Source organism: Flavobacterium xylosi, assembly GCF_042787345.1.
Lineage (GTDB): Bacteria > Bacteroidota > Bacteroidia > Flavobacteriales > Flavobacteriaceae > Flavobacterium > Flavobacterium xylosi.
On record NZ_JBHZPZ010000004.1, the window covers coordinates 200,045 to 224,022 of the forward strand.

Genomic DNA, 23,978 nt, shown 5'->3' on the forward strand with positions numbered 1-23,978 from the left:
CACCCTCTTTGGGGGCTAGGGGGCTATTATATCGCCTCGCAGTTGCCTGAATGTCTTTCTGGCATCTACAAAATAAATACTGTCCTGATGATTGAAAATTATTTTCTCGTATAATGGTTTTGCCTTTTCGGGCAATTTTAATTGTTTGTTATAAATTTCTGCCGAAAAAAACAAAGCTTCGTCTACATAAATTCCGTCACTATGCTGGTCTATAATATTTTGATATTGGCTTAAAGCCAAAGTAAAATCACTTAGTTTTTCGTAAATTGTTCCTAATCGCAATAACGTTACCGCCTCTATTTCCTGCCCTTTGTAGTTTTTTAATATCATCTGAAATTGAGCTTCCGCCTCCTGATTCCTGTTTTGATATAAAAGATAATCTCCTTTTGCAAATTGTTTCAACGCTGTTTGTGTAGAATCAGCAACGGTATTATCATTAATCAAAAGAAAATATTCCAAAGCATCGTTCGCAATCAGTTGTGTATTGGCCGATTTCAGTTCCTTGAATTGCTTCAATGCCCAGACAAAATCAGTCTTGAAATAACTCGTTTTAGCTGATTTTAAACTGGCTTCATGCGCGATGACATCATTTTTTAAATCCAATTCAATTTGGGAATAATAAATCAACGCTTGATTGAATTTTTCTTCATAAAGCAAAATATCTGCTAATTCCATTTTGGCCTGAGCCGCATCATAATCATTCAACTGCAACTCCAATGCTTTCTTAACTATTGATTTCCCTTCCTCCGGTTTTTTCAAATTAAAAGCAACGAAATGCGCCTGAATCAGCTGCAAAGATAAGGTAAAAGGACTTATTTCATATTGTTTCAGTAAACCCTGCAATTCTGTGTTGATGGCAGCAAAATCTTTTTCGGTAGCCTTCCCTATTTTCATTTTCATTAAATAGGAATTGGCCTGAACCAACAACTCTAAATCTTTAGTATTTTCCAAAACAAAACCAAGAATCTCCTTTGCCGCTTCCTGATTGTCTTCCTCAATGGCAAGCTGACCTAAATTCACAATATTAGAAAGTGATTCCGGATCGCGTTTATAAATAGCTTTTTCTTGTATAAATGCTTTTTCAAATTCTTTTTGCTGCACATAATACCAACTCAAATAACGATTCCAAAAAATGTCCTGATTTTTTTGAGTTCTTATAATTAATGCCTTGCGCAAGGTTTCATTAAAACTGGAATCTCCCTCGTCGACCATAAAACGAGCCAATTGATTTTGAATCATTATCGAATTTTGAGGATTCGCGTAGGCTTCATTCAGGAAGGTCGAAATCATCATTTCGGCATTACCCAATTGCCCGTAAAGCAGTGCTATTTGATAGTTGAAATTGAAATTAGCTTCTAATTCCGTAGCGGTTTGGTAGGATTTTAAGGCGTAATCTAACAATACTTTTTTCTCAAAAGAATTAGTAATGCCATAAACTTCATTTGGGTTTTTCTTGATTCGGTCTAAGGCCTGATCGTAGAAATTTTTGGCTTTTGCATCGTTTTTTTGCAACTGAAAATTATAACCTAATTCAACAAGAAGATTGCCTTGATTGTATTTATTTAGTCGAGTTTGTATTGCTTTCTCTGCAAAATCGAACTGCTTTAACTGCTGGTAACAATCGATTGTTCTTAGAAAATATTGTGTGTTTTGAGGTATGTTTTCCAATAACTCCTCATAACTGATTTTGGCTTTTTCAAAATCGCCTTTGTCATAATAATATTGCGCTAATTGTTCGTTTTGAGCAAAACAGACTAATGAAAAAAACAAAGTAATATGTAGAAAGAGTTTTTTCATTGTTAGATGTAATTTGTTTTTTCAAACATCAATTTTTTTAAACATATAAGTCATATAAGACATGCATCACCTTCATTTTATAATTTTGCAAAAACTTATATGACTTATATGTTAAAATTTTTAGTTTATAATATCAAATCCGCAATACGGACGTAACACTTCTGGTATTACGATTCCTTCAGGAGTTTGGTAATTTTCTAAAATTCCGGCCAAAACTCTTGGCAAAGCCAATGAACTTCCATTTAAAGTGTGTGCCAATTGGTTTTTTCCGTCTTTATCTTTGAAACGCAATTTCAAACGATTCGATTGAAAAGTCTCAAAATTAGAAACCGAACTGATTTCTAACCAGCGATCCTGCGCGGTAGAAAACACTTCGAAATCATACGTCAACGCTGCTGTGAATCCCATATCGCCGCCACAAAGACGCAATATTCTGTATGGTAATTTTAATTCCTGCAATATATTTTTAACGTGTTCTACCATTCCGTCCAAAGCTTCGTATGATTTATCCGGATGTTCTACACGAACGATTTCTACCTTGTCAAACTGATGCAAACGGTTCAATCCACGAACATGCGCGCCATAAGAACCTGCCTCACGACGGAAACATGGCGTATAAGCCGTAGTTAAAACAGGTAATTCATTTTCGTTTAAGATTACATCTCTAAATAAATTCGTCACCGGAACTTCAGCCGTTGGAATCAAGTATAAATCATCCGTTTTATCATGGTACATTTGCCCTTCTTTGTCTGGTAATTGTCCCGTTCCATAAGCCGATGCTTCGTTCACCATATGCGGAACCTGAACTTCATTGTAACCGGCAGCGGTATTTTTATCCAAGAAATAATTAATCAAAGCACGTTGTAACTTCGCTCCTTTTCCTTTATACACCGGGAATCCTGCTCCAGTGATTTTTACCCCAAGTTCAAAATCAATGATGTCGTATTTTTTTACCAATTCCCAATGCGGTTGCGCTCCTTCGTGCAAGACTGGAATATCCCCTTCTTCAAAAACATTCAGGTTTTCCTCTGGCGTTTTTCCAACAGGAACGATGTCAGCAGGAAGATTGGGTAATGTATACAATTTCTCTAAAAGTTCAGCGGCAAGTGCATCAGCAGTTTCCGCTAAAGCTTTGCTTTTCTCTTTGTTTAAAACGGTTTTTTCTTTTAGAATTGCAGCTTTCGATTTCTCTCCAGCTTTCATCAATTCGCCAATATCTTTGGATAATTTATTAGATTCGGATAAAATTCCGTCTAGCTCAACTTGTGTAGCGCGACGTTTTTCATCCAGTTGTACCACTTCTTCAACAACACTTTTAGCATCGATGTTTCTCTTTGCTAAAGCCTTGATTACTTTTTCTTGATTCTCTCTAATAAATGCAATTTGTAACATAGTTGATTTTTTAAACGCTAACTTATATAATAATGGAAGCAAATTTAAGGAAATGTTTGATAGAAATGGGAGAAAAAATTAGTCCAAAGTCCAAAGTCATAAAGTCACAAAGTCAAGCTCTAGGAAATAACCTTATTTAGTCACCCTTAATTTAAATATGATATCATGTAGAAAAGCCAATGGAGTAGAATAGAAAACAACTTTAAGGCTTTTGACTTACGACTTTTAACTTAGTTTAGGCTCTCTTAATCTCATGACCCACAAATTCTTCTAAGGTTGCAAACATGTCATCTACAGAAAGGACTATAAAATCTGGGTGAGTTTTTAAAAAAGTAGCATTCAAAGTAACGAGGTTCTCTTCAATTTCGAAAAAAGTGTCGTTGTTGAGCAAATCTCGGATAGGATTTACGCCTTCTAATTTCCCTTTCAAGAATTTATTCAACTTTACACTGCTCATTAATTTTACTTTTTTGGATTGTTGTTGGAACAATTCCAAATGCTTTTCAGCACCAATCAAAGCCAAACCTTCTTCAATCAATTCGTTTAGTTCTTTATCCCAACCAGAATTATATACAAATTGAGCAAAATTTCCTTCGGTATATTGTGATGTATAATAATCTAAATAATAACTCATTATGGCATCTTCGTGAATCAAATCATCGTTCACGCCTTCCTCGCGCATTAAGTTGATTACCGAAATATTGGAGTGAATGACATCTTGGAGATTTTCACTGTTCATTGCTGTTTCTGAAATAATTATTCTGCCGAATTCCATTTGTTTTATGTTTGAATATGTGTTGCAAATTTCGGGTAAATAAAAACAGAAATGAAATACAATGCGATTTATATGCTATCAGATTCGTTACTATTCTTTTTCTGATTCATTTTGGTAACCAAAGCTTTCAAACGCAACGCTTTTTCTTTTTTTTCTTCTTGAAGCTTAGCCTTTTTTCGATTGAGCAATTTGGTATGCAACGCCTTATTTTTCGTGTTTTTCTCGGGTCCTTTTGGCATGCTTTGTTTGCTCGTTAATTTCGTTTACAAATATAAAAAAAGCCACATTAAAAATGCAGCTTTCATAGAATGAACTAATTAATGCATTTCACATTAACTTCTGGTAGAAGAATCTAATAAAACAAAGTATCTTTGTGAGTAAACACAAAAAACAATGAGTAAAGATTTAACTAATTCAAGTCTCGATAGAAAAAACATATTAAATAATAATATTGCTATCCAAGGTATATACGAAGAACTGGGTTTTTACGGAATTAAGTTTGATGGTAAATATCGCTTTACTAAACAACAAATTGCTCAATATTTTGATGTAGATATACGGACTATTGATCGAATCTTGGAGAATAATAAAACAGAATTAGAAATTAGCGGTTACGAATTATATACAGGCTCTAAACTCAAAGCTTACAAAGAACAAGTATTTAATTTTGTGAAAAATGCCAAAGACAAAAAGGATGTTCACGACATCCATGTCGTGAACATCCTTCAATTAAATGAAAGTGAACTAGATAGTTTATCAAAATCACCCCAATTATCGATATTCACATACAAAACTTTTTTAAATATTGGAATGCTTCTAACTGGTTCGGATAAAGCTCAAAAATTAAGAAGTTCAATATTAGACATTGTAATTGATGTTTTAAATAAAAAATTAGGAGGGAAAACAAAATACATAAACCAAAGAGAAGAAGAGTTTTTACCTAGTGCGATCAGAGAACATAATTACCGTAAAGAATTTACGAATTCACTGGATTTTTATATTGTTGAAAATAAATTTAAATATAGCCAACTTACAGACAAAATTTACAAAAGTATTTTTAAGGAAAACGCCAAAGAGTATAGAAAGATACTAAACCTAAATTCAAAAGAAAGTGTCAGAGGCACAATGTATTCAGAAGTTCTAGATTTAGTTTCAGCTTATGAAAATGGATTTGCTAACTATTTAAAAAACAAATCTCAAACTTTAAACAAAAAGCTCTCTTTATCTGAAACACACCTGATTTTTTCTGAATTTGAACAAATAATGGAGGCATTTGTCAACCCTTTACAAGAAAAAGCAAGAAGCTTAATGGCTAGTCGTGATTTGGTTTTTAGAGATGCTTTACATGAAAAATTAAAAGACTATATAAACGAAGTCAGTACAGAAGATTTTGATAAGTTTTTAGGCAATAAAAGTATGGAGCTTGAAAAAAGATTAGAAGAAAACAAGGAAGTATTTAAAAGACTAAAAGAACGTTAAAAATGAAATTAATTTATTTTTCTTCACAATACGCAATAAAGATTCATGACAAAATAATCGAAATTTCTGGCGGGCATCCTGGAATTAAAAATTTTGGAAATATCGATAGCCCTCTTCATCATATTCAAAACGATGACTACTATCGAACATATGAAGAAAAACTTAGTCATTTGATTTTCTCCTTTAATAAATTTCACGCTTTTAATGATGGTAACAAACGTACTTCAATTGCAATAGGAGCTTTCTTTTTAGAAGTAAATGGTTTAGATGTATTTACCAACAAATTTATCATTGAAATGGAAAACATCGCTGTAACAGTTGCTGATAATTTAATAGAAAAAGGCCTCCTACAGGAAATAATAACAGCAATAATTAACGAAGTTGATTACAGTGAAGAGTTGAAATTAAAAATCATAAATGCTCTTAGTCTGGTACGAGATGATGCCGAAAAAATAAATTTAGGCATCGATTTTTACAAGGATATTTTCTAAAAAGGTTGTAAAAAGCCCATATCCCCTAGCCCCGATAAAAGTGGAAATCCTTATTGTTTTTTCCTTTAAAAACAATAAGATTGCAATCTCGACTTTAAAACGAGACGGGAAATAGCTTCAAATAAAAATTCTATTGCTTATTTTTGCAGCTCGTTCTGAATTAATTTCAGAATCTAAAAATAAATTTATGATACAGAATCCAAAAAGATATACGATTACAGCGGCATTGCCGTATACGAACGGACCGATTCACATTGGCCATTTGGCGGGTGTTTACATGCCTTCGGACATATATTCCAGATATTTAAGATTGCAGGGAAGAGACGTTTTGTTTGTTTGCGGAAGTGACGAGCATGGTGTGGCAATTTCGATGAAAGCCAAAAAAGAAGGCATCACGCCACAGGAAGTAATCGATAAATATGATGGAATTATTCGTAAATCGTTCTCGGATTTTGGAATTTCGTTTGATAATTATTCCAGAACTTCGGCTAAAATTCACCATGATACGGCTTCGGAATTTTTTAGAAAACTGTACGAACAAGGTGATTTTATTGAAGAAGTGACCGAGCAATTGTATGATGCAAAAGCAGATCAATTCCTTGCAGATCGTTTTGTGGTGGGAACTTGCCCAAAATGCGGCAACGAAGAAGCTTACGGTGACCAATGCGAAAAATGTGGTTCTACACTGAATGCTACTGATTTGATTAATCCAAAATCGACAATTACCGGAGAAACTCCAATCATGAAATCAACGAAACACTGGTTTTTGCCTTTGGACCGTTACGAAGATTTCTTGAAAGAATGGATTCTCGTTGGACATAAAAATGACTGGAAACCGAATGTTTACGGACAAGTAAAATCTTGGATTGACGGTGGTTTAGAGCCTCGCGCGGTAACTCGTGACTTGGATTGGGGAATTGACGTTCCTGTTGATGGTGCCGAAGGGAAAAAATTATACGTGTGGTTTGATGCGCCGATTGGCTATATTTCTTCTACTAAAGAATGGGCGTTGCGCGAAGGAAAAGATTGGGAACCGTACTGGAAAGATCCGGAAACAAAACTGGTTCACTTTATTGGGAAAGACAATATCGTTTTCCATTGCATCATTTTCCCCGCCATGTTGAAAGCCGAGGGAAGTTATATTTTGCCGGATAATGTGCCTGCAAATGAGTTCTTGAACTTGGAAGGAAACAAATTATCTACGTCCAAAAACTGGGCGGTTTGGCTGCACGAATACTTGGAAGAATTTCCGAATCAACAAGATGTTTTGCGTTATGCTTTGACATCAAACGCTCCTGAAACCAAGGATAATGATTTTACCTGGAAAGATTTTCAGGCGAGAAACAATAATGAATTGGTGGCGATTTTTGGAAATTTCATTAATCGTGTTGTGGTTTTGACCAATAAATATTACGAAGGAATCGTTCCAAGTCCGAACACATTTTCGGGAGTGGACGAAGCTACTTTGAACGAATTGAAAGCATACCCGGCAGTGATTTCGAGTTCGATTGAACGTTACAGATTCCGTGAAGCTTTGAGTGAATTGATGAATGTTGCCCGATTGGGAAATAAATATCTTGCCGACGAAGAGCCTTGGAAAATGGTAAAAACCGATCTAGGTCGTGTACAAACCCAAATGTATGTGGCGTTGCAAATTGCTGCCGCATTGAGTTCACTATGCGAACCGTTCCTACCATTTACCGCTAAAAAATTATCAAGAATTCTAAAAATAGAAAGTCCGTTGAACTGGAGCACGATTTCGGAAACTTCAGATTTGATTCCGGCTGGACAACAGATTGGTGAAGCTGAATTGCTTTTTACAAAAATTGAAGACGAAGAAATCCAAAAACAAATAGACAAACTAGAAGCGACCAAAACTGCTAATACTGCCGAAAACAAAAAAGCAGAACCAGAGAAAGAAGCAATTCAATTTGAGGATTTTGCCAAAATGGATATTCGTGTAGGAACGATTTTGGAAGCGGAAAAAATGCCGAAAGCGAATAAACTTTTGATTTTGAAAGTAGATACCGGAATTGACGTTCGCACCATCGTTTCAGGAATTGCAGAAAGCTTCAAACCAGAAGATATCGTAGGGAAAAGAGTTACTGTTCTAGTGAATTTGGCTCCAAGAAACCTTCGTGGCGTGGAAAGTCAAGGAATGATTTTGATGACTACCAATGCCGAAGGAAAACTGGTTTTTGTAAACCCGGATACGGATGGCGTTGCTAATGGAGAGACGATCAATTAATAAAATTACAAAATGAAAATGAAAAAGCCGCAATTAGCTTTAATTGTTGGGATACTCTGCATTTCGATTTTTCCAATATTAATAAAACTTCGGTTAACTCCCGGACTAATTTCGGCTTTTTATAGAATGGCAATTGCAGCGACTTTGCTATTGCCTTATGTTATTATTACAAAAAAATTCAAGCTTCCAACATTCAATGTATTAATTCCTGCTATAATCTGCGGAATTTTATTTGCCTCAGATGTTGCCGTTTGGAATATTGCTATCCAAGAATCCAGCGCTACTCAGGCTTCACTGCTTACTAATTTATCGCCGCTTTGGGTGGGCATTGGTTCGTTTTTATTTTTAAAAACAAAACCCGCCACCAATTTTTGGATTGGAACTCTAGTCTCATTATTCGGAATGATTATGCTGGTTGGTTTCCAGTTTTTCATCGAACTGAATTTTGACACCGCTTTCCTGTTAGCCGTATTATCGGGTATTTTATATGCTATTTACTTATTAATCAGTAAAAAAGTACTTTCTGAAGTGGATGTGCTTTCGTTTATGACCATAAGCGTAACCTCTTCAAGTATCTATTTAGGGATTCTCTGTTTAATGCTAGGAGAGCCTTTTTCCGGATTTTCTGATGCTGGTTGGCTGGTCTTGTTGATCCAGGCAATAGTTTGCCAACTTTTAGCATGGTTATCGCTCAGTTATGCCACACAACATATGCGCGCCACAAGAGTTTCTTTGAGTTTGCTCGGTCAAGCCGTTTTGACTGCTATTTTAGCTTGGTTGTTTTTAGATGAAATAATCACACTGCAAATGATTATCGGAGGAATTATTTTACTTTTGGGAATCCGAATTACCTTTTATTCGAAAACAATTTCAATGAAGAAAGTCTTTTCCAAAATAGTAAAAAATTAAAATAAAAACCTCAATTTGTTATCAAAATAAAATAAAAATGGACCTAAAAGTAATTGCTTTCGACGCCGATGATACCTTATGGATCAACGAAACGTATTTTGATGAAACCGAGAAGAAATTCTGTGGTTTAATGGAAGATTATTTGTCGCATCAAGGGATTTCTAAAGAGTTATTCAAGGTCGAAATTGACAATCTGAAACTATACGGCTACGGAATCAAAGGCTATATTCTTTCGATGATTGAAGCGGCCATGAATATTTCAAACAATACCATTCCGATTGAAATCATCGAAAAAATCATTCAGTACGGAAAAGAATTACTCGAAAAACCGATTGTTTTATTGGATGGCGTGCAAGAAACTTTAGACGCTTTACACGGAAAATATAAATTGGTGGTTGCCACAAAAGGCGATTTATTGGATCAACGCCGGAAATTGCACAATTCAGGTTTGGGTAATTATTTTCATCATATAGAGGTGATGTCAGACAAACAGGAAATTGATTATTCTGATTTGATCAAAAGATTGGAAATTCAACCTTCGGAATTTTTTATGATTGGAAATTCATTAAAATCAGATATATTGCCGGTTTTGGCCATTGGCGGACATGCTGTTCATATTCCGTTTCATACGACTTGGGCACACGAAAAAATTGACCATAAAGTGGAACATGACAACTTCAGTGCTTTCGAAAAAATAACAGAAGTTTTGAAAAAATTAGAATAATACGGTCATTTGGGAACGCTATTGTAATTTAAGAATTGCCGATTAAAATCAGTAACTAACTATCGATTTTCGGCAGTTTTAAACATGAATTTTTATATAATTGCTTAATTAACATGATAAATAATACACACAAAACACTCTTTATTTGATTTTAAAAAAATTTTCTTTTACACTTTGTATGTAAATTATTGATTAACAGGCATTTTTAACAAAATCTTTTTTCAGTTTTTTTAGAATTATTTATAAACTTTATATAATTAACTGTTTAGTTTTTTTATGTAATATTGTGATGTATTTTTGCATAAATTAAAATTGAAACAATTATGAAAAAAATCGTACTTTCGTTAGTATTTGCTTCTGTTATGACCACGATGAGTGCTCAAACGGAAACTTTAAAAAGTACAGACACTCTAGTTGAAACTAATTTCAACAAATGGTCCGTAGAATTAGCCGGTGGTTTTAACAAATACCAAGGATCTGAAACCTCAGGTTATTCAACTTCACTAATAAGTCCATATGTTGTTGACTTAGGAGTTCGTTACATGCTTAACAACAAATTCGGTTTGAAAGCTGATTTTGGTTACAATAGTTTCACTAATGAAGCCGTTTCAAAAAGTTTTGACACTAAGTACTATAGAGTAGACTTACAAGGTGTTGCTAACTTAGGAAGAATAATGAGTTTTGAAACTTGGACAAAATCTATTGGTTTATTAGGTCATGCAGGTGTAGGTTTGTCCTTTTTGGAAAGAAAATACCCTTCTTATAAAAAAGACAGAATGGGTAACTTCATGGCTGGTTTAACTGGTCAGATCAAATTATCTGACAGAATTGCTTTAACAGGAGATTTCACAACTATCCTTAATGCAAAACAAGATCTTGCTTTTGATGGTGCTAGTTCTACAAAGATTAGTGGTTTCAGCGGTGTCCTTTTTAATGGTACTGTAGGTATAACAGTTTACTTAGGTAAAAATGCAAAACATGCTGACTGGGATTGGATTAATGGTAATAAAGAAACTGAAGACAAATTAAAAGAATTAGAAAGAAGGATCGCTGATCTTGAAACTTTATCAAATGATACAGATAGAGACGGTGTTGTTGATTATTTAGACGTTGAACCAAATTCAATTGGTGGTGTTATGGTTGATACTAAAGGAAGATCTATTGACAATAACAACAATGGAATTCCGGATGAGTTGGAAAGTTATATGGTTAAAAAATATGGCGACCCTACAACTTCTTCTCTTAAAACCAGCAACGAATCCATTAAAAATTTAATCAACAATGGTTATATTGCTACTTATTTTGATTTCGGCAAATCTGCTCCAACCAATGTTTCTACTGGAGGAATTGATTTCATCTTAACCTATTTAAAGAACAATCCATCAGCTACAGTTGATATCATTGGTCATGCAGATGAAATTGGAAAATCTGCATACAATAACAAGTTATCTGATGCAAGAGCTAACAGTGTAAAAAACACATTAGTAAAAGCTAAAATTGATCCATCAAGATTAAATGTTATCCCGGCTGGTGAAGATACATCCGTTGATAAAGATTCAGATATTGCAAGAAGACTAGTTAGAAGAGTTACTTTCAGAGTAAAATAAGGTGCTTTCTTAAGAATATTAAAGCCCTAAAAAATTTAGGGCTTTTTTTATGTGTAAAAACTTCCGTTTTAAGAAATACAAAACATCCATTTGAATAACGGTTTACAATTAAAGTTCCTAAAAAATCAATTTAAGGATTAAAAGAATAGCTGTACTTTTGAGAACAAATAAAGTTACACCATCTTGAAAACACTTTTAGATATAGAAAATTGGAATAGAAAAGAACACTTTCTATTTTTTAAACAAATGGAAGAACCTTTTTTTGGTGCAACTGTCGAAATAGATTGCACCAAAGCTTATGAGGCTACAAAAGCCCTGAATACTTCCTTTTTTATTTATTATTTACACAAAACATTAGTTGCAGTCAATACAAATAAATCGTTTCGTTATAGGATTTCGGAGGATAAAATCTTTGTTCATGACACAATCAACGCCTCGGCGACAATTGGTCGGGAAAACGGCACTTTTGGTTTTTCTTTGATTGAATATAATGCTAATTTTACTGTTTTTCAAAAAAGTGCCTTGACCGAAATTGAACGCATTCAAAGCACTACCGGTCTTTTTACCAGAACTTTCAAAGAGGATAATGTAATTCACTTTTCAGCAATTCCTTGGCTTAATTTTACTTCACTTTCACACGCTCGGAGTTATAGTTTTCCGGATAGTTGCCCGAAAATTTCTTTTGGGAAAATGATGGTTGCCGAAAATGGCAAAAGAACCATGCCAATGTCGGTTCATGTTCATCACGGATTAATAGATGGTTTGCATCTGGGGCAATATGTAGATTATTTTCAAGAGATTATGAATCAGTAAACTAAGTATTTTTTGTAACTTTACTTAAAACTTACTGCCATGTTATCAAAAAACATTGAACAAGCATTGAACATTCAGGTTCGAATCGAGGCTGAATCTTCCCAAACGTATCTTTCTATGGCATCATGGGCCGAAACCCATGGTCTGGAAGGGATTTCAAGATTTATGTATGTCCAATCTGACGAAGAACGGCTTCACATGCTTAAATTGGTGAAATATGTAAACGAACGTGGCGGCCATGCCAAAGTAAGTGAACTAACAGCTCCGAAAATTAGCTATGAAACATTCAAGGAAATGTTTGAAGAACTTTATAAACATGAAATTTTTGTTTCTGATTCCATTAATGAACTGGTTCACATTTCCTTTTCTGAAAAGGATTATGCCACACACAACTTTTTGCAATGGTATGTAGCGGAACAAATTGAAGAAGAAGCTCAGGCTAAACTTATTTTAGACAAAATAAACCTAATAGGTGATGATAAAGGTGGTTTGTATTTATTTGACAGGGATATGCATCAACTCACTTTAAATTCCGCATCCAAAGCCTCCAAATAGTCAAACTTTTTTTAGAATCTAAAATAATCTAACTTCATTTTAATGCTTTGAAAATTGAGTAAAAAGAAGAAAAACAAAGACAAGAAAAAGGATAAAAAAGGGCATCCTGAAAAGGACGGCACTAAGGGTAAACTCAAGTCAAAATGTTGCGAAAAATATAAAAAAGGGGAAGACAAACGCTGCAAAAGGTGTCCTGGATTTGATTTGGTTAAAAAAGAAGAATAAAAAGTTTTCAGTAGCAGTTTTCAGCGTCAGTCATACATAATTTAAAAACCACCGATGTCTGTCGATGGTTTTTTTGTTTAGTTTCCAATCACAGTTTGCAATATCACAATAACAGCAAACTGAGTAACGATTTCTACTTCTCCCGAAGTTTCTGGAGCAATAACCAATTGGTGTCGAAATAATAATTTGTAAACTGAGACCGAAAACTGGGACTGGTCACTGGATTACTTCCCTAAAAGAAGCACATCATTGACTACTACCTCCGTGATATAGCGTTTTTCTCCATTTTTATCATCATAGCTTCTATGGGTCAATTTACCTTCGATGGCTATTTCTTTTCCTTTGGCAACATATTTTTCTATGATTTCAGCCGTTTTCCCCCAGGCAACTAGTTTGTGCCATTGGGTTTCTTCTACTTTTTCTCCTTTGTCGTTTTTGTAGCTTTCGTTTGTAGCTATTGTAAAATTGGCTATTTTTTTTCCTCCGTCAAAAGTTTTGATTTCCGGATCATTCCCAACGTGTCCAATTAACTGTACTTTGTTTCTTAATGCATTCATGGCGTGTAAAATTTAAATGTTAGTGTATATACGATATTTATTGAAACGTTCTTTCGAATCAACATTGCAAAGATGCGACAGGTTCAAAAATTTATTCGGTAGATAACTACTTACTTTCGGTTGTAACTGTTTGTAAACGTTTGTAAATGGAATATTTTGTTTATATTTGGTGGAAATCAACTTCTTATGCAAGCCAAAATAAAAAAAGTAGAATTACGGAACTTACAGATTGAAGACTACAAGGAGTTAAAAAAGTCAATGATAAAATCCTATCCGGAGCTAGAAGACTCGTACTGGAAAGAGGAAGATATTGAGAAAATACTTTCCATGTTTCCTGACGGCCAACTGGTAATTTTGGCAGACAAAAAAGTGGTAGGTGCCGCCTTTTCATTAATAGTAGATGAAGTTTTAGTGGATAAAAATCCTGATTACGCTAAAATAACAGGAAATTTTACTTTCTCGACACACAATCCAAAAGGGGAAATCTTGTATGGAATTGATGTATTCATTCATCCGGATTATAGAGGTTTGCGCCTTGGCCGAAGATTGTATGATGCCCGAAAAGAACTGTGTGAAAAGTTAAACTTAAAAGCTATCGTTTTTGCAGGAAGGATTCCAAATTACAACAAACACGCTGAAGAACTGACTCCTAAAAAGTATATCGAAAAGGTAAAACGAAAAGAATTGCATGACCCTGTGCTCTCGTTTCAATTGAGCAATGATTTTCACGTGATGAGAATTATGAAAAATTATCTCCCAGGAGACAGCGATTCCAAAGAATTTGCTGTATTATTAGAATGGAACAATATCTATTATGACGAAAGTCCCCAATTAATAAATACTCAAAAAAGCATAATCCGAATTGGATTGATTCAATGGCAAATGCGTCCGTTGATAAATCTGGATGCATTATTCGAACAGGCTGAATTTTTTATTGATGCCATATCCGGTTACAAAAGTGATTTTGCTCTTTTTCCGGAATTATTTATTGCCCCACTTATGGCAGATTACAATCATTTATCAGAACCTGATGCCATTAGAGAGCTTGCAAAATATGCAGACCCCATTCGCAAAAAATTTCAGGAACTTGCCATATCTTATAATATAAATATCATTTCAGGAAGCATGCCTTATTTAGAAAATGGCACTTTGTACAATGTCGGGTTTCTTTGTAAAAGAGATGGGACTTCTGAAATGTATTATAAGATCCACATCACTCCAAATGAAGTTCTACATTGGGGAATGAAAGGCGGTTCCCAAATTAAAACTTTTGACACCGACTGCGGAAAAATAGGGATTATGATTTGTTATGATGTTGAATTCCCGGAACAATCAAGAATAATGGCCGATGAAGGAATGAATATTTTATTTGTACCCTTTTTAACAGATAACCAAAGTGGCTATATAAGAGTAAAACACTGCGCGCAGGCCAGAGCCATAGAAAACGAATGTTATGTCGCGATCGCCGGATGCGTTGGAAATCTCCCGAAAGTGAACAATATGGATATTCAATATGCACAATCCGCCGTCTTTACACCTTCGGATTTTGCCTTTCCCAGCACCGGAATAAAAGCAGAAACAACACCTAATACTGAAATGACTTTGATTGTGGATGTAGATTTGAATTTGCTGAAAGAGCTGCACGAACATGGAAGCGCCCGAATCCTAAAAGACCGTCGAACCGATTTGTATGAAATTAGAAAAATCAATTCATGAATAAAACCTGCTTAGAATGTGGAGAAAAGATTGTAGGCCGCGAAGACAAAAAGTTTTGCAGCGACGGTTGTCGTAATGCTTACAATAATAAAATAAACAAAGACAGCACGAACTTTATGCGCAATATCAACAATAAGTTGCGCAAGAATTACCGCATTCTATCCGAACTCAATATTGAAGGAAAATCAAAAACCACTCGAACAAAACTCTTAAGCAAAGGTTTTGATTTCGAATTTTTCACCAATAATCTACACACCAAAACAGGAAATACCTACTATTTCCTTTATGACCAAGGCTACCTACCCTTGGATAATGATTTTTATATGTTAGTTAAAAAAGACATTTAATACCACAACCCCCAAAAACTATCTAACCAATAATGAAAAAAGATTATTCCTCAATTTTTGCCAGTTTATTTATTCTAGGGATTCTAGGATTAATTTACTTTACAATGATGCCGCATTGGACTTCTAACGAAACAGAATCCCTTTCCGATTTTTCAACCAAAAGAGCTTTGACCCAAGTGGAAGCTATTTCAAAACAGCCCCATTATGTAGGTTCAGAGAATCATCAAGTAGTGGCTGATTATCTTGTAAAAGAATTAAATAAGCTTGGATTAGAAACTTCCGTACAGGAAGGATATATGCTAAGCGATTGGGGCAACCTGGTAAAGTCTAAAAACATCTTAGCCCGAATAAAAGGCACTTCCAGTTCCAAAGCCTTGCTTTTGCTATCGCATTATGACAGCGCGCCCCATTCCTACTCGCATGGTGCAAGTGATGCCGGATCAGGCGTAGCAACAATCTTGGAAAGTGTTCGCGCATTTTTGTATACTAAAAAACAGCATAAAAATGATATTATAATTCTGTTTTCGGATGCAGAGGAATTAGGTTTAAATGGTGCCGCACTTTTTGTAACCCAACATCCGTGGGCAAAAAACGTAGGTTTGGTTTTAAATTTTGAAGCTCGCGGTTCTTCCGGACCCAGTTATATGCTGATGGAAACCAATAAAGGAAATGCCGGACTGGTGAAAGAATTCGCTTCCGCAAAAGCTACTTTTCCGGTTTCTAATTCCTTGATGTATAGCATTTATAAAATGTTACCCAACGATACCGATTTGACCTTTTTTAGAGAACAAGGAAATATTCAGGGTTATAATTTTGCGTTTATTGATGATCATTTTAATTATCATACCGCTCAGGATGACATCAAACATTTAAATTCAAATACATTAGCACATCAAGGTACGTACTTGATGCCGTTGCTGAATTATTTTTCGAATGCTGATTTGAACACCACAAAATCCACAGAAGATTATGTTTATTTCACTATTCCTTATACTTTCATAAGTTATCCGTTTGGTTGGGTTTTACCTATGGTAATTATCGCTTTGGTGTTCTTTATATTTCTATTATTTCTAGGAAAGGCCAAACGCATTTTATCATTTCGCGAAATTAGCCGAGGATTTATTCCGTTTTTGGGTTCCGCAATCATCACCGGATTAATCACGTTTTTCGGATGGAAAGCATTGCTAAAAGTGTATCCGCAATACAATGATTTACTCAACGGATTTACCTATAATGGTCACGCTTACATTGCTGCTTTTGTTCTTTTGGCAATAGCAATTAGTTTCGCATTTTACCAGCGTTTCTCGGCCAAAAAAGTGACGATGAATCATTATGTCGCTCCATTATTTTTATGGATTATCATCAACGGAGGTCTTGCTTTTGGTTTACAAGGAGCAGGATTTTTGATTATTCCGGTTTACTTTGGATTGTTTTCTTTTGGTACTTTTATCATTACCCAGAAATTCAATAAAACATTAAATCTAATTTGCTGCATTCCAGCCTTACTAATCATAGCGCCTTTTATACAAATGTTCCCAATAGGTTTAGGACTAAAAGTGCTGTTTGGAAGTGCGATACTTACCGTTTTAACTTTTGCATTACTGTTACCTGTTTTTGGGGCTTTCGCCAAAAAAGGAATGTGGTCCTTATTGTTTTTTGCACTCGCCATTGGCTTTTTTGCGAAAGCACATTCTGAATCTGGATACGAATTTGGAAAAGCAAAATCTAACAGTTTACTATACATCTATAATGCCGATACCAAAAAAGCAAACTGGGTGACTTACGATACCAATCTTGACACCTGGACCAAAGTTTATTTAGGCGAAAACCCGAAAGAAGCAACAGCAATGGAAGACACGCCATTGTTCAGTAAATACAATTCCAAGTTTACTTATCAGGCCGAAGCTCCAATAAAAAATCTTGAAAAACCAACTATTGAACTTCTTCAAGATAGAATTGTAGGCAGTCAAAGGTATTTGAAGATACGGATTTCACCCAACCGAAAAGTAAATCGCTATGACATTTTTGCCAATGAAAAAATGGTTATTCATAATTTTAAAGCAAATGGCGCAAGCACTTTAGGTCAAAAAGGGTCAAAATATCAACGAAACGGAAAGAAGATTTTGAGTTATTACGTGGTGGATAATTTACCTTTGGAAATGCAATTCAGTTTTGATTCCAAAACGCCATTGGAAATGGAATTATTGGAAAGTTCTTTTGATTTATTACAAAATCCATTATTCAATATCGTAAAAAGAGAAGACTGGATGATGCCAACGGCATTTGTTTTGAATGATGCGGTGGTAATCAAAGAAAAAATAAAACCCAGTGCAGTAGTTGTGATTGAAAAACCTATCGTCATTCCTACAAAAAATTACATTAAAAAAGAACCACTAATAATACCAACGGATAGCCTTAAAGTTCCAAAAATTTAATCAAATTTGTAACAATAAAAGAAGTCCGCATAGTAACGGCGCAGAAGTAAACAAAATAGGTTACAAAAAATAAAATGACAAAAATTAGTATTCTAGGTTGCGGATGGTTGGGTTTGCCTTTGGCGAAAGCCTTGATACAAAAAGGATTTTCGGTAAATGGATCGACGACATCCACTGAAAAAATTTCAGTATTGGAAAATGCAGAAATCCGTCCTTATTTAATTTTGCTTGACAGCAAAAGTGTTTCGGTAGCTATTGAAACTTTTTTGCAGGAAAGCAGTACAATAATTATCGATATTCCACCAAAGCTGCGAGGAATCAACAAAGAAAATTTTGTTGAAAAAATAAAAGTATTGATTCCATTTATTGAAAAATCGTCTGTTAAAAATGTTCTTTTTGTCAGTTCCACTTCTGTTTATGGAGAAGAAAATCATATCATAACCGAAGAATCTCCACTGAATCCAGATACGGAAAGCGGCAAACAATTAGTCGAAGCTGAACAGCTTTTGCAAAGCAACACTGATTTTAAAACTACCGTGCTTCGTTTTGGAGGATTAATTGGCGAAGACCGACATCCCGTGAAATTTCTGGCTGGCCGGGAGAATCTGGATAATCCGCATGCTCCTATAAATTTAATTCATCAGGAAGATTGCATTGGCATAATTCTAAAAATCATTGAAAACGACTGCTGGGATGAAACTTTCAATGCAGTCGCTCCTTCTCATCCTTCCCGTTCCGATTATTACACCCAAAAAGCTGCCGATTTCAATTTGTCTTTACCAAAATTTAATCATGAAAATGCTTCTATCGGAAAAACAATTTTGAGTGATAAAATCCAGACTATTTTAAACTATACTTTTACTAAACCAAATTTATAACGTGAAAACTAAAATTAAAAATGCGGTTTCTTCTAAAGTTAACTCCATTGGATTACCCATACTAGCTTTATGCTGGGTCAGTTTTTTTTGGGGCACGACTTGGATTGCTTCAAAAGAAGGAGTGAAACACATGCCGGCTTTACAACTCGCTGCCATAAGACAATTCATTGGAGGATTTTTATATATTTCGTTTTTCTTATACAAAAAAACTCCTTGGCCAAAAGGAAAACAATGGAATACAATCCTAATTCTAAGCATCCTTAATTTTGTTTTGAGTAATGGATTAAGCACTTGGGGCGTGAAATACATCAGCAGCGGTTTAGGAGCAATCATTGGAGCTATTGTTCCATTATGGATTGTGATAATTAGTTTTTTTAGAGGAGAACGACTGGCAAGGTTAGCTATAATTGGTTTAATCGTAAGTTTTGGCGGCGTATGTGTAATTTTTTACGATCATCTAAGCGATTTCCTGATTCCTGATTTTAGATTTGGAATTTTTATTTCGATAATTTCAACTTTAACCTGGGCTTTTGGATCCTTGTATACTAAGAAAAAAGCGGCTAGTTTTAATCCATATTTTAGTTTAGGATTACAAATGTTTCTCTCCAGTATTTTGCTTTTTGCTTATACAGGAGCCTCCGGCACGTCCGTATCGTTAAGTTCTATTCCAGCCATTTCTTGGTGGTCAATTGCCTATTTAGTTGTTTTTGGCTCTGTTCTTACTTTCATTGCCTTTATTTATGCGCTGCAACATTTGCCTGCACAAATAAGTAGTGTTTATGCATACATAAATCCAATTATTGCCGTAATTTTAGGTGCCGTAATTTTTGGAGAAACACTTAATGCTGCAATCGCTATTGGTGGGGGAGTTACCTTATTTGGATTGTATATGGTGAATTATTCGTTGAGAAAAGGCAAATGATATACTATTAACCTAATTAAATTAAAAACTATGAAGCTGAAAATTATTTTTTTAATGACAACCGTTCTTGCTCAATTTGCCGTTCACGGGCAACAAAAGAAAGGTATTGTAGTTCCAAATGAAAATTTGATCACAGAAAATATTGCCGAAATACCAAAAGAATTAGCCAATGAAGTTAAAAAATATTCAGAATCAAGAAGTGCTTCTTTGTCCGAAATTCATCCCACAAGAAATGATATTATTATTAATACCCGTTTTGGTTCAACTTCACAATTACACCGGGTAACCCAACCTATGGGAGCAAGAACTCAAATTACTTTTTTTGATGAACCTGTGAGCGGTGCCACTTACGAACCCACAAAAGGGGAATACTTAATTTATTCTAAAGACATTGGAGGAAATGAATTTAGTCAATTATTTAAACTCGATTTAAAAACGCTCCAATCTATGCTTTTAACGGACGGCGGACGTTCCCAAAATGGAGGAGTAACTTGGAGAAAAGACGGAAAAGGATTCTATTTTTCCTCGACCAAGAGAAATGGCGGAGACAGAGATATTTACTATATGGATCCTAATAATCCTAAGTCTGAAAAATTAATTCTTCAGGTAAAAGGCGGCGGATGGGGAATACAGGATATTTCATCCGATAATAAAAAACTTTTGCTTGGCGAATATATTTCTATAAACGAATCGTATATCTGGTTATTAGATATTGAAACCGGTAAATTAACCGAAGTTACAGATCGAAATATAAAAAGTGTAGCACAAACTGACGCTGTTTTTTCAAATATCAATAATGAGATTTGGTTCATAACCGATAAGGATAACGAATTTCAGCGACTGACCACAATGAATTTAGACAGCAAAAAAGTGACTTATTACACCTCTAATATCCCTTGGAATATAGAGAATTATACTTTATCCGAAGATAAAAAAATAATTGTATTTGTTAGTAATGAAGCAGGATTAAACAAAATGTATCTGATGAATGCCAGTACTAAAGTGTACAAAGAGGTAAAAAATCTTCCTATAGGATTAATTGGCGGCGCTAGTTTCACAAAGGACAATCAAAATATTTTCTTCACACAATCTACTGCGCAATCTGCAGCTGATGTTTATAAATTGAATTTAAAAACGGGCAAAATAGAACGTTGGACAGAAAGTGAACTTGGTGAAATGCAACAATCGGACATGTCAGTTCCTAAATTCATTGAATGGAAAAGTTTCGATGATTTGAAAATTTCTGGTTTTTACTATCCCGCTTCTCCAAAATTCAAAGGAAAAAGACCAGTCATAATTATGATTCATGGCGGTCCTGAAGCACAATCTTTAGCTTCATTCTTAGGTTCTAATAATTTTTACACCAGTGAAATGGGCGTTTCTTTACTGTTTCCCAACGTAAGGGGTTCTTCTGGTTTTGGGAAAACTTTTTTGGCTAAAGATAACGGCTTTCTGAGAGAGGATTCTGTAAAGGATATTGGCGCTTTATTGGATTGGATTGCGCAACAACCTGAATTAGATAAAGACAGAGTTATGATTATGGGAGGAAGTTATGGCGGATATATGACCTTAGCGACAGCGTTTCATTATGCGGATAAGATAAAATGTTCCGTTGATATTGTAGGTATTTCAAATTTCAATACCTTTTTGAAAAACACCGAAGAATACAGGAGAGATTTAAGAAGAGTCGAATATGGTGACGAAAGAGAGGCAAAAATGGCTGCGTTTTTTGAAAAAATGGCTCCTCTAAACAATATTGATAAGATTAAAAAACCATTGTTTATTATTCAAGGAACTAATGACCCCAGAGTTCCTGTGACCGAAGCAACTCAGATGCGGGATAAACTAAAAGCTCAGGGCAACACGGTTTGGTATCTTGAAGCAAAAGATGAAGGACATGGATTTAAAAAGAAACCCAATATCGATTTTCAACGCTTGGCTGTAATTCGATTTATGCAGGAATATTTAGTAAAGTAATTAGAACAAAAAAGTCCCATTTGCTAAGGCAAATGGGACTTTTTAATAGTATAAATGATTTTTACCAAATTCTCACACGCTTTTCCGGAGCAATGTACATTCCGTCATTAGCTTGAATATTGAAAGCCTGATAGAACGTATCTACATTTTGCAAAGGAACATAAGCACGATACATTCCCGGTGAATGTGGGTCTGTTTTCACTTGGTTTTTCAATGCTTCATCACGTTGTTTAGATCTCCAGATTGTAGACCAAGAAATAAAGAAACGTTGCTCCGGTGTATATCCGTCAATTAATCCTGGATTTCCATTTTCTTTCAGATACAATTGCAAACCATCATAAGCTGCGTTTACTCCACCTAAATCTCCAATATTTTCTCCGAGAGTAAATTTTCCATCTACGAAGGTTCCCGGGATAGGTTCCAAAGCACTATATTGAGCGGCAAGAGCGCCAGTTAAAGCTGAGAATTGTTTTAAATCCTCTGCTGTCCACCAGTCTACCAGATTTCCGTCAGCATTGTATCTCGCTCCGGAATCATCAAACCCATGTGAAATTTCATGACCTATAACGCCTCCAATTCCACCATAATTTACGGCTTCATCTGCTTGGTAATTGTAAAAAGGCGGTTGCAAAATAGCGGCTGGAAAGACAATTTCGTTATTAGATGGATTGTAATACGCATTCACCGTTTGCGGTGACATTCCCCATTTTTCTTTATCAACTGGCTTGTTCAATTCGGCTATGTTTTCATCAAAACGCCACTTTGCCATGTTTTTCGCATTGTCAAAGTAAGTACCTCCTTCTGAAGGGCTTTTAACTGTCAAGGCTGAATAATCTTTCCATTTATCAGGATATCCAATTTTAATTCTGGATTTATTCAGTTTGGCAAGCGCACTAACCTTGGTTTCTGCTGACATCCAAGATAAATTATTGATACGGTTTTCGAAAGCACGAAATATGTTCTTAATCATCTTCTCCGCTTTGACTTTGGCTTCAGCCGGAAATTTTTTCTCTACATATAATTTTCCTAAAGCTTCTCCCACGCTTCCGTTAATGGTTTGAAGCGCTCTTTCGTCACGTGGTCTTTGGCTTTTCGCACCCGTCAAAGTTTTACCGTAAAACTCCCAATTCGCATTTTCGATAGTTGTCGATAATTGGCTAGAAGCTCTATTCAGCAAACTCCAACGCATATATGCTTTCCAATCTTCAACTTTATTCTCTTTGAAAATAGTTTCTAAAGCGACCATATATTTCGGTTGAGAAACGATCACAGTATCTGCTTTGGCCAAACCAATTTTTGCAAAATAATTATTCCAGTTGATAGACGGAGTTAACTTTTGAAGTTCCGTAACAGTCATTGGATTATAGGACTTACGACGGTCTCTTCTTTCCACTCTATCAAGTCTTGGTTTAGACATTGCGATTTCAAGTGCCAAGATTTTTTCGGCATTCATTTTAGCCACTGCTGGTTTATCACCAAGGTATTGCAACATTTTAGCAACGTGTAAAACATATTTTGCACGCTTTTCTTTTGAATCAGCATCTTCAGAAACGTAGTAATCTCTGTCTGGCAAACCAACGCCTCCCGGACCTACATTAATCACGTTTCTATTACTGTTCTTTGCATCCGTTCCAACACCGGCACCCATAAACCCAATGCCACCGATAGGTTCCATTTCGATTAGTAATACTTCTAAGTCTTTAGTGTTTTTTACTGCATTTATCTTTTTTAAATACGGTTTTAGAGGATTTATCCCTAATTTATTTCTTCCAACTGTATCTAATATCGATTTGTATAAATTAATCGCTTTACCTTGATCCGTATTTGATTTATAAGCAGGGTTTGTTGCTGCCTCTTTTAAAATTGCTAAAGCATCATTATCGGTCTTTTGACGCAGTTCATCAAAACTTCCCCATCGGGTCCTGTCACTTGGAATCTCCGTATTATTCAACCAAGTTCCATTGACATAGCGAAAGAAATCATTGTTTGGTTTTACACTTTTATCCATGTAATTGACATTAATTCCAGGTTCTTTAGTTACCGAAGCACTCTGAGCCTGACTAATTGTAAAACCTAAAATTGCGGGAATTACAAAAAGTAAATGCTTATTCGTATTTTTTTTCATTTTTTA

At 35.1% G+C, this 23,978-nt stretch carries 21 protein-coding genes; 15 read left to right on the top strand and 6 right to left on the bottom strand.

Features of this window, described 5'->3' with window-relative positions; translation table 11 throughout:
* Positions 1-15 precede the first annotated feature (15 nt).
* The 4 genes from ACFX5E_RS05020 to ACFX5E_RS05035 form a co-directional block, all read right to left on the bottom strand.
* Positions 16-1,797 carry a tetratricopeptide repeat protein gene (locus ACFX5E_RS05020; protein WP_379854081.1) on the bottom strand — a complete coding sequence of 594 codons (1,782 nt, stop codon included), beginning with the start codon at positions 1,795-1,797 and terminating at the stop codon, positions 16-18.
* 120 nt (positions 1,798-1,917) lie between these two features.
* Positions 1,918-3,189, bottom strand: coding sequence for a serine--tRNA ligase (gene serS, locus ACFX5E_RS05025; RefSeq protein WP_379854082.1), 1,272 nt, complete (start codon positions 3,187-3,189; stop codon positions 1,918-1,920).
* Positions 3,190-3,424: 235 nt separating this feature from the next.
* Positions 3,425-3,964 (bottom strand): DMP19 family protein, encoded by a 540-nt coding sequence (locus tag ACFX5E_RS05030; protein WP_379854083.1) that lies wholly within the window; start codon positions 3,962-3,964, stop codon positions 3,425-3,427.
* Positions 3,965-4,032: 68 nt separating this feature from the next.
* Positions 4,033-4,203 (bottom strand): hypothetical protein, encoded by a 171-nt coding sequence (locus ACFX5E_RS05035; RefSeq protein ID WP_379854084.1) that lies wholly within the window; start codon positions 4,201-4,203, stop codon positions 4,033-4,035.
* A 154-nt stretch (positions 4,204-4,357) separates the two neighbouring features.
* On the opposite strand from ACFX5E_RS05035, the gene ACFX5E_RS05040 reads away from it, so the two are divergent.
* From ACFX5E_RS05040 to ACFX5E_RS05080, 9 genes are all read left to right on the top strand, one after another.
* Positions 4,358-5,443: a DNA-binding protein gene (locus ACFX5E_RS05040; protein WP_379854085.1), complete on the top strand. Its 1,086-nt coding sequence runs from the start codon at positions 4,358-4,360 to the stop codon at positions 5,441-5,443.
* A gap of 2 nt (positions 5,444-5,445) precedes the next feature.
* Entirely contained in the window at positions 5,446-5,934 is a 489-nt protein-coding gene (locus ACFX5E_RS05045) for a type II toxin-antitoxin system death-on-curing family toxin (RefSeq protein ID WP_379854086.1), read from the top strand.
* A gap of 187 nt (positions 5,935-6,121) precedes the next feature.
* A complete protein-coding gene (gene metG, locus ACFX5E_RS05050; RefSeq protein ID WP_379854087.1) occupies positions 6,122-8,182 on the top strand; it encodes a methionine--tRNA ligase in 2,061 nt (686 codons plus the stop codon).
* Positions 8,183-8,194: 12 nt separating this feature from the next.
* Complete coding sequence (locus ACFX5E_RS05055; RefSeq protein ID WP_379854088.1) at positions 8,195-9,091, top strand: DMT family transporter; 897 nt, start codon at positions 8,195-8,197, stop codon at positions 9,089-9,091.
* A gap of 37 nt (positions 9,092-9,128) precedes the next feature.
* The gene (locus ACFX5E_RS05060; protein WP_379854089.1) at positions 9,129-9,815 is read left to right on the top strand and encodes an HAD family hydrolase; all 687 of its coding nucleotides are present in this window, start codon (positions 9,129-9,131) and stop codon (positions 9,813-9,815) included.
* 323 nt (positions 9,816-10,138) lie between these two features.
* Positions 10,139-11,422, top strand: a complete 1,284-nt coding sequence (locus ACFX5E_RS05065; protein WP_379854090.1) for an OmpA family protein — start codon at positions 10,139-10,141, stop codon at positions 11,420-11,422.
* A gap of 183 nt (positions 11,423-11,605) precedes the next feature.
* Positions 11,606-12,235 carry a CatA-like O-acetyltransferase gene (locus ACFX5E_RS05070; protein WP_379854091.1) on the top strand — a complete coding sequence of 210 codons (630 nt, stop codon included), beginning with the start codon at positions 11,606-11,608 and terminating at the stop codon, positions 12,233-12,235.
* 39 nt (positions 12,236-12,274) lie between these two features.
* A complete protein-coding gene (locus ACFX5E_RS05075) occupies positions 12,275-12,790 on the top strand; it encodes a ferritin (protein ID WP_379854092.1) in 516 nt (171 codons plus the stop codon).
* A 54-nt stretch (positions 12,791-12,844) separates the two neighbouring features.
* Complete coding sequence (locus tag ACFX5E_RS05080; RefSeq protein ID WP_379854093.1) at positions 12,845-13,015, top strand: hypothetical protein; 171 nt, start codon at positions 12,845-12,847, stop codon at positions 13,013-13,015.
* A 224-nt stretch (positions 13,016-13,239) separates the two neighbouring features.
* Here ACFX5E_RS05080 and ACFX5E_RS05085 read toward each other — a convergent pair whose 3' ends face one another.
* On the bottom strand, positions 13,240-13,572 hold the full coding sequence (locus tag ACFX5E_RS05085; protein WP_379854095.1) for a single-stranded DNA-binding protein: 333 nt from the start codon (positions 13,570-13,572) through the stop codon (positions 13,240-13,242).
* A gap of 186 nt (positions 13,573-13,758) precedes the next feature.
* Between ACFX5E_RS05085 and ACFX5E_RS05090 the strand changes: the two genes are divergently transcribed.
* From ACFX5E_RS05090 to ACFX5E_RS05115, 6 genes are all read left to right on the top strand, one after another.
* Positions 13,759-15,288, top strand: a complete 1,530-nt coding sequence (locus ACFX5E_RS05090; protein WP_379854096.1) for a GNAT family N-acetyltransferase — start codon at positions 13,759-13,761, stop codon at positions 15,286-15,288.
* Positions 15,285-15,635 carry a hypothetical protein gene (locus tag ACFX5E_RS05095; RefSeq protein WP_379854097.1) on the top strand — a complete coding sequence of 117 codons (351 nt, stop codon included), beginning with the start codon at positions 15,285-15,287 and terminating at the stop codon, positions 15,633-15,635. The genes ACFX5E_RS05090 and ACFX5E_RS05095 overlap by 4 nt, the downstream gene beginning before the upstream one ends.
* Before the next feature lie 32 nt (positions 15,636-15,667).
* On the top strand, positions 15,668-18,070 hold the full coding sequence (locus ACFX5E_RS05100; protein ID WP_379854098.1) for a M28 family peptidase: 2,403 nt from the start codon (positions 15,668-15,670) through the stop codon (positions 18,068-18,070).
* A 74-nt stretch (positions 18,071-18,144) separates the two neighbouring features.
* A complete protein-coding gene (locus ACFX5E_RS05105) occupies positions 18,145-18,948 on the top strand; it encodes an SDR family oxidoreductase (RefSeq protein WP_379854099.1) in 804 nt (267 codons plus the stop codon).
* A 1-nt stretch (position 18,949) separates the two neighbouring features.
* Positions 18,950-19,870, top strand: coding sequence for a DMT family transporter (locus ACFX5E_RS05110; protein WP_379854100.1), 921 nt, complete (start codon positions 18,950-18,952; stop codon positions 19,868-19,870).
* Between the two features lie 30 nt (positions 19,871-19,900).
* Complete coding sequence (locus ACFX5E_RS05115; RefSeq protein WP_379854101.1) at positions 19,901-21,847, top strand: S9 family peptidase; 1,947 nt, start codon at positions 19,901-19,903, stop codon at positions 21,845-21,847.
* A gap of 61 nt (positions 21,848-21,908) precedes the next feature.
* Here the strand turns inward: ACFX5E_RS05115 and ACFX5E_RS05120 are convergent, their stop codons facing one another.
* Positions 21,909-23,972 carry a M13 family metallopeptidase gene (locus ACFX5E_RS05120; protein WP_379854102.1) on the bottom strand — a complete coding sequence of 688 codons (2,064 nt, stop codon included), beginning with the start codon at positions 23,970-23,972 and terminating at the stop codon, positions 21,909-21,911.
* Between the last annotated feature and the right edge of the window lie 6 nt (positions 23,973-23,978).

Coding starts and splice junctions, on each gene's coding strand:
- ACFX5E_RS05020 (WP_379854081.1), bottom strand. CDS start 1,797: ATGAAAAAACTCTTTCTACATATTACTTTGTTTTTTTCATTAGTCTGT.
- serS (WP_379854082.1), bottom strand. CDS start 3,189: ATGTTACAAATTGCATTTATTAGAGAGAATCAAGAAAAAGTAATCAAG.
- ACFX5E_RS05030 (WP_379854083.1), bottom strand. CDS start 3,964: ATGGAATTCGGCAGAATAATTATTTCAGAAACAGCAATGAACAGTGAA.
- ACFX5E_RS05035 (WP_379854084.1), bottom strand. CDS start 4,203: ATGCCAAAAGGACCCGAGAAAAACACGAAAAATAAGGCGTTGCATACC.
- ACFX5E_RS05040 (WP_379854085.1), top strand. CDS start 4,358: ATGAGTAAAGATTTAACTAATTCAAGTCTCGATAGAAAAAACATATTA.
- ACFX5E_RS05045 (WP_379854086.1), top strand. CDS start 5,446: ATGAAATTAATTTATTTTTCTTCACAATACGCAATAAAGATTCATGAC.
- metG (WP_379854087.1), top strand. CDS start 6,122: ATGATACAGAATCCAAAAAGATATACGATTACAGCGGCATTGCCGTAT.
- ACFX5E_RS05055 (WP_379854088.1), top strand. CDS start 8,195: ATGAAAATGAAAAAGCCGCAATTAGCTTTAATTGTTGGGATACTCTGC.
- ACFX5E_RS05060 (WP_379854089.1), top strand. CDS start 9,129: ATGGACCTAAAAGTAATTGCTTTCGACGCCGATGATACCTTATGGATC.
- ACFX5E_RS05065 (WP_379854090.1), top strand. CDS start 10,139: ATGAAAAAAATCGTACTTTCGTTAGTATTTGCTTCTGTTATGACCACG.
- ACFX5E_RS05075 (WP_379854092.1), top strand. CDS start 12,275: ATGTTATCAAAAAACATTGAACAAGCATTGAACATTCAGGTTCGAATC.
- ACFX5E_RS05085 (WP_379854095.1), bottom strand. CDS start 13,572: ATGAATGCATTAAGAAACAAAGTACAGTTAATTGGACACGTTGGGAAT.
- ACFX5E_RS05090 (WP_379854096.1), top strand. CDS start 13,759: ATGCAAGCCAAAATAAAAAAAGTAGAATTACGGAACTTACAGATTGAA.
- ACFX5E_RS05095 (WP_379854097.1), top strand. CDS start 15,285: ATGAATAAAACCTGCTTAGAATGTGGAGAAAAGATTGTAGGCCGCGAA.
- ACFX5E_RS05100 (WP_379854098.1), top strand. CDS start 15,668: ATGAAAAAAGATTATTCCTCAATTTTTGCCAGTTTATTTATTCTAGGG.
- ACFX5E_RS05105 (WP_379854099.1), top strand. CDS start 18,145: ATGACAAAAATTAGTATTCTAGGTTGCGGATGGTTGGGTTTGCCTTTG.
- ACFX5E_RS05115 (WP_379854101.1), top strand. CDS start 19,901: ATGAAGCTGAAAATTATTTTTTTAATGACAACCGTTCTTGCTCAATTT.
- ACFX5E_RS05120 (WP_379854102.1), bottom strand. CDS start 23,972: ATGAAAAAAAATACGAATAAGCATTTACTTTTTGTAATTCCCGCAATT.